The sequence below is a fragment of the Propionibacterium acidifaciens DSM 21887 genome, from assembly GCF_000426605.1.
Classification (GTDB): Bacteria; Actinomycetota; Actinomycetes; order Propionibacteriales; family Propionibacteriaceae; genus Propionibacterium; species Propionibacterium acidifaciens.
Genome location: NZ_AUFR01000059.1, coordinates 1 through 5935, shown reverse-complemented (window position 1 = coordinate 5935; position 5935 = coordinate 1). Strand labels below are relative to the sequence as shown.

General features: G+C 71.0%; 3 protein-coding genes and 1 pseudogene. All 4 read right to left on the bottom strand.

All coding sequences use genetic code 11. The annotated features are described in order from the left end of the window. Positions 1-57 precede the first annotated feature (57 nt). Positions 58-798 (bottom strand): hypothetical protein, encoded by a 741-nt coding sequence (locus K336_RS18125; RefSeq protein ID WP_043151075.1) that lies wholly within the window; start codon positions 796-798, stop codon positions 58-60. A 192-nt stretch (positions 799-990) separates the two neighbouring features. Further along, positions 991-1437: pseudogene (locus tag K336_RS20275) on the bottom strand (hypothetical protein); the annotation flags it as partial. A gap of 2788 nt (positions 1438-4225) precedes the next feature. Next, the gene (locus K336_RS19825) at positions 4226-5473 is read right to left on the bottom strand and encodes a DUF6531 domain-containing protein (RefSeq protein ID WP_028707172.1); all 1248 of its coding nucleotides are present in this window, start codon (positions 5471-5473) and stop codon (positions 4226-4228) included. Positions 5474-5632: 159 nt separating this feature from the next. Further along, the coding region (locus K336_RS0112095; RefSeq protein ID WP_028707171.1) for a transposase family protein at positions 5633-5935 on the bottom strand (303 nt) is incomplete at its 5' end.

Sequence of the window (5935 nt, the reverse complement as noted above, 5' to 3'; positions counted from 1 at the left end):
CGAAAACGTCAACGGCGCGAGCCGCCCGTCGAAGAGAGAGGTCATCATCATCTGCTCCTAATCCACGTCGTCCCACAAGTACACTACGGCGTCCGGGTCATTCGCCAGGATACGGTCCGCATGGCCGGGGCCCCTCGTCGACGAGGACGTGTCGACCTCCTCGCAGACCCGCACCCCGTCCTTTCCGGTGTACTGGAGGTCGGGCCGGTTGATCCCCACGCGCTGCCCCTGCGCATTGACCTGCTGCTGGTTGACCCGAAGCTCTTCGACACCCTGTTGGTTGAGGGTCCGAATCCTGTCCTGGGCCCACTGGTTCTGAGTGGTGCTCTGACTGACCGGACGATCCGTCTTGAGCGCAGGAGGAGGCTTCGGGTTGACGTTCGCGTCCTGGGGCAGCCGCGCGGCCGAGGTGCTGTTGCGAACCTCCGCCTCGTAGCCCTGGAACTGGGGCGCTTGTGGGGCGGGTGATGCTTTTGCTGGTGTTGCCACGGAGTCGAGGGCGTCGCCGGTGAGGGGTGGGGCTTCCCGGGTGCTCTGGCCGGCGCCCTTGGCGCCCAGGTTCTGGGTGAGTCGTTGTACTGCGGGGATCCTGTCCGTCTGGCGGCCGGCCCAGCCCGTGACGGCCTGTCCGGCGGGGGTTCTGGCGGCCCATTGGAGTCCTTTGCCGGCCCCGTAGCCGAGGGCGCCGCCGGCCGCGCCGGTCAGGGTGTCCTTGCCGACCTGGCCCCAGTCGATGGGGTAGCCGGTGCAGGCCTGGTCGATGAGGCTGGCCCCGCCGCCGAGCACCGCCCCGGCCACGAGAGCCGCACCGAGGCCCTGGGCGCCGGGAACGAACGCGAGCGCGACCCCGGCCACGATCGCGAGGGCGGTGCCCCACTTGGGCGAGTTCGCCTGGCGGTAGGCGTCCATCTCCTGGCCGGTGATGGGGTGCAGGCCCGTGGGGTCGTACAGGCCGGCCGGGTTGTTCCCGGCGTACGAGTACGGGTTCGCGGCCCAGCCGGCGCCGGTGGTCGGTTCGACGGGGTCGGGTGACAGGAACCCGTGGCTGGCGGGGTCGAGGACGCGGGCTCCGAGCCATTCGATGCCGGCGATGCGGGCCTCGCCGCCGGGCCCGAGCCCGAGACCGCCGGGCAACACGGTTCGGGCTGTGGGCGGCTGGTAGGGGTCCCGGGGGTCCGTGTCGCGGTGGGGCCGCCATGAGGGTTCGAGCCAGCCACCCGGCACGGTGGCGGTGAGGGGCCGGCGTGGGTGATGGTCTGGCCGCCGGCCTGGAGGAGCCGGCCGGTCAGGTCGTCGAAGAACACTTGTTCGTCGTTGACGCGGGAGAGTTGCCCGAGGGCGTCCACGACGGTCGTGGTCCGTACGACCTGGTCGTCGTGGTGGTCGGTGACGGCGGACAGTGTCCACAGGCCGGTCCACTCGTACTCGCGGCGGCATCCGTCGGAGTGCTCCTCGACGGTGCGCCGGCCCGACCGGTCGTGGGTGTAGGTGATGGTCTTGTGCCCGCATGCGGCTTTCAGGAGCCGGCCGGCGGCGTCGTGGGTGCGCTGCCAGGTCTCACCACCGTCGACCGTCTCGCGGGTCAGGCGCCCGCCCGGGTCGTAGGCCCAGGTGTGGGCCCCGTCGGGCCCGGCGGCCTCGATGAGTTGGCCGGCCTGGTCGTAGCGGTAGCGGGTGCGTTCCCCGTCGATCGTGACAGCGGACAGGGCCCCGTCGTCGGTGTGCTCCATCACCTGCACCCGGGCCCGGCCGTCACCGGCGGCTGCCGTGTGGCGGGTGATGAAGCCGTCGGTGAACTCCCACTCGTGGACCATCCCGCCGGCACTGGCCCGCACGAGACGGCCCGCCGGGTCGCGTTCCAGCACGGCCGTGGCCAGGCCGGGGTGCTCGACCCCGACCAGGGCGCCGGCGGCGTCACGCCGGAGGCTGGTCACGGCCCCGCCGGGCGCGGTGACCCGGACGGGCAGGCCGTCGGGGTCATAGGCCCAGCCGGTGCACGCCCCGCCGCGCTCGTGGCGCACCAGCAGGCCCCGCGGGTCGTAGGAGAGGGTGTGGGTGAGGGGCCGGTCCGGGTCGGTGAAGTCCTCGACGGTGCGACAACGGTTGCGCGGGTCCCGGCTGGTGCGGGAGACCAGCCGCCCGTCGGCCCGCAGCCACGCCTGCCGGCCGGTCTCGTCGTAGCCGATCTCGATGACCCGCCCGTCCGGGTCAACGTTCTTGATGAACCGTCCCGCCGCGTCGTAGGACGCGTACGCGGTACCGTCGAGCTGGTCGGTCTGGCTCGTGCACCGGTTCATCGCGTCGAAGGTGCGGCGCGTCAGGGCGCCCAGCGGGTCCGTGATCGTCACCGCCCGCCCGGCCGCGTCGTAGCCGTACCGGGTGGTGCCGCCGGCCCCGCTCACCGCGGTCACGAGCTGGCCCGCCGCGTCGTAGCCGAACTCCCGGACACCGTTGTACGGGTCCTTCGCCCGCACGACGCGGCCGGCCCTGTCGTAGGACCAGCGGAAGGTCCCCGAACCCGGCACGTGGCGGGCGGTGACACGGCCGCACGCGTCGTAGCGGGTCCAGCCCCGCTCGCCCGTCGGCCAGTGCTCGGCGACGAGCCGGGAATCGGCGTCGTAGTCCAACCGGGTACGCGAACCCAGCTCGTTGCGCACCCCCGCGAGACGCCCGCACGCGTCGTAGTCGTACCGGACGCTCGCCCCCGAGGGCCGGCGGATCCGGGTCGGACGGCCGGCCGGGTCGCGCTCGACGAGCGTGCGCCCGCCAACCGCGTCGGTGAACTCGACCGGCCGGCCCGCCCGGTCGTACCGGGTCGAGACCTGCGAGCCGTCAGGCCCGACCGTCTCGACCTGGCGGCCCCACCGGTCCATCCGCACAACGCTCGCCGAGGCGGCGTCGCCCACGGTCACCTCGCCGCGCGCGCTGTCATGACGCCAGAACGCCCGTACCCCGGCCGGGTCGACCGTCTCGGCGAGACGGCCGAACCGGTCGTAGTGGCGCTGCCACACCCCGCCGGTCGGGTCCACGGTCTGCCTCAGCCGCGACATCCCGTCATGGGTGTACTCCCACACGGCCCCGTCGGGCAGCCGCACCCGGCTCACGTTCCCCAGGTCATCCAGCTCCTGCTCGACCCGACGGCCCAACGGGTCGACCGTCGCGCACAACTCGCCGTGCCCGCCGTACTCCAGGCCCGTACGAGCGCCCAGCGGGTTCACCATCCCGGTCAGGCGGCCGCCCGCGCTGTACTCGTAGCCCCACCGGGCCCCGTCCGGGTCGGTACGGGACTCGAGCAGGCCCGCCGCGTCGTACCCGTACCGCGTCACCGCGCCCGACGGGCTGACCATCTCCACCGGGCGGCCCGAGCTGTCACGCACAATCCTCGTCGTGTTGCCCTCGGCATCGACCGAGGCCACGAGGTCGCCGTGGCCGTCGTAGGCGAAACGCACCGTGACACCGGTCGGGTCGGTCGCCTCCACCAGCAGCCCGCCGTCCCAGACCATCCGGGTGCGGCCGCCCTCGCCGTCGGTGACCACCGACGGCTGCTGCCCGGCCCCCTCGTAGGCCATGCTCGTCCGGGCGACCTCGGCGCCGTCCTCCAACGAGATCACATCGGTCAGACGGTCCTGCTCGTCCCAGACCAGCCGCCTCATCGCCCCGGTCGGCACCACCTCGGTGACCAGACGGCCCCGGGCATCGAACTCCCGCACCGTCTGCCCGCCCTCCGGGTCGGCCGCCCACACCTGGTTGCCCCACCGGTCGTACGCCATCCGGGACCGGTTGCCGTCGCAGTCGGTGACGGCAACCAGACGCCCCCGCCCGTCGGCCACCCACGTATTCGAACGGCCCCCGTCCACGTCGGACACGGCAGTCACCCGGCCCGGCAGATACGCGAACCGCGTCAGCCGCCCGAACCGGGAACGCTGCGCAACCACCCTGCCCCGCTCGTCGTAGTCGTTGCGGGCCTCGACCACACCATCCGCGTCGATCACCGCGACGATCAGACCCTGCTCGCCCCACTCGTACCGGCGCGAACCCGCCGGCCCGGCGGCCTCGACCAGCCGGCCCGCCCCGTCATACCGGTACTCGACACGACGCCCGTCATCGGCCCGCACCGCGACGAGGCGATCCCCGTCCCACTCGAGAACGAGCTCGTGCCCCCGCACATGCCGGATGCGCCGCAACCGGCCACCCGCGTAGTCGAACAGGACGGTGGCACCGTCATTCACGCTGAACAACATCGACCGCCCGGATGAGGTGAAGCACCAGCGGGCCCCGGTGTTGTTCGTGACGACCCAGCCCTCCCCGGCCGCCGACAGCCAGAAGTTGTCGTGCTCGGCCCGGTCGAACCCCGCACCCAGCCGCCCGAAGACGACCTCGCGGCCGTCAGCCAGCGTCCACACGGCCCCATCGGAGTCGAACCGCAGGCCACAACCATCCACGACGCCCAACCCGGGCCGTGCCCGCCCGTCCTCCCACTCAACGACGAGTATGACCGGGCCCAACCCAGCAGTGCCGTCCCGCCCTCGAAACGCAGATCCTCCTCGTTCTCCACGAAATTCCCGGTCGCCGTGTTCACCGGATCATTCGCATACCCCGACGTCGGAGGATTCCCGACCGCCTGAACCGCCGGGATCTCCAGACTCGGGCGCCGCTCGGACACCCCGTTGGCCTCCAGACTCGCCCCGATCGCCGCATCGGACACCGTCGAGATCACGCCGGAGCCGCCGGCCGCCTCGAAGTTGGCCGCGACGACGTCAGTACGGGCGCAGTCGTTGTCATTCGACGTGATGTAGTTGTCGAATCCCGTGAGCACCTGGTCGCAGCCCAACTGGCCCCACCGGCACGTGGCCCGGAAATCCGCGACCAGGCCCCGCAGCGCCGCCGGGGTCCCGCGGATCTCGTCCGTCGCGGCACGCTCCTGCGAGGTGAAACCACGCAGGTCGTCCGGCAGCGCCGACGTCGTGCTCGTGCCGCTCCTCGTCCCCTCGAACTGCTTGCGCTCGCCCCCCGCCGGTGAGTCGTAGGTTTTGTTCATCTGCGGTACGGGGTCGGCCTTCGGCGGATTCTCATCACCATGGAACAGGTGGAGCACGTCGACCTTGTCACCCAGCTTCTCCAGGCCCGACCGCGCGTCCCGCTCGCGCTTCCACTCCCTCGCCGCGTCGATCCGGGCCTGCTCCGCCCGCGCGTCCGCCTCCAGATCCCGCACGCCCTGCGCCACCTGACCCAGCCGCTCCGCGAGCAGCCTCGCGTCCTGGTTCGCCATCTCGATGTTGTCCGCCCACAACTCGGCGTAATAACCCCTGAACTCCGTCCCGTACGTGGTCTTGCGGCTGTTGCGCGGCCCCACCTGGCCGCTCACCGCGGTCGCCGCGGCGTCGAGTTTGCCGGCCAGATCAGCACTGACATCATAGTCCCATACGACATCCGACGTCGCGTGCAGATCATCAAGACTCAGATCATCACTCACGAGAGAACCCCCTGGGGCGGGCAGACAGAACCAACTCAATGCAGCCACGAGAACAACCCCACCGTCAACCAGTCGGGGCAGAAGAAGAAGCACCCCCGGGAACCCACCGACAACCCCGAAACCCCTGGCCGGAGAGGAAACACCCCAAGACCACGAGGGTTATGCAAAACTGTTTTTGAAGAATTCTAGGGCGATGATGGCCGTGATGGTTTCGGGGAAGGTGTGCAGGGGTCTTCGGTGGCCGGTGTGGAGTGTCCGCCAGGTTTTGAGGTTGGCGATTGCTCGTTCAACCGGGGCGCGTAGCGTGTTGATGGCCTTGTTGTACTGTTTCTGGGTTTCTGTGAGTTCACCGCCGGCAGGTTTTCGTTCCGGGGTGATCATGCCCAGCCCGGTGTAGCCCTTGTCGGCCATCGGCGGGGGGTCGGGGAAGTGGTCGAGCAGGCCGGTGTGCCGGATGGCTTT